The organism is Bartonella capreoli (genome assembly GCF_902813205.1).
Lineage (GTDB): Bacteria > Pseudomonadota > Alphaproteobacteria > Rhizobiales > Rhizobiaceae > Bartonella > Bartonella schoenbuchensis.
In genome coordinates this window covers 1-434 of record NZ_CADDZX010000249.1, presented here as the reverse complement: position 1 = coordinate 434, position 434 = coordinate 1, and the positions used below count along the sequence as shown (strand labels likewise).

The following is a 434-nucleotide window of genomic DNA, read 5'->3' as shown; positions in this document are numbered from 1 at the left end:
TACTCTCTTACGCAAGCTACAATCAATGTTCTTTAGGAAAAATTAAAATCCCAATGGTTAAAATAGCAATAATAACTCTACCTGAAAAAATCATGCGCATTAGAAATGCGAGATACTGCCCAATGATAAAATCTTCCTTCCTGAGATTTTTGAGTGGTTTTTGTTTTTCTGTGAATATGAAACCCTATCAAACGTGGATCTGCAAGTGGATCAATACCAAAAGCTGAATCAAAAATGTATTCAGTTTTTCGCCCTATACAATAATAAACAGTTTCCTATACTTTTGCTTCATGAAAAAAACATATCGTTTAGCTAATCGCGAAATACCATCATTACCAAATATCGTAACTCCAAGACTTCCCAGTAGAATCGGCATTTTTCCTCTTTAACCAGAATGACTTCCAAACACGACGTTTAAACCCAAGCCAATCAAG

At 34.6% G+C, this 434-nt stretch carries 1 pseudogene; it reads right to left on the bottom strand.

Annotated features, from left to right (window positions below):
- Positions 1–77 precede the first annotated feature (77 nt).
- Positions 78–434: pseudogene (locus J7R05_RS09435) on the bottom strand (hypothetical protein); the annotation flags it as partial.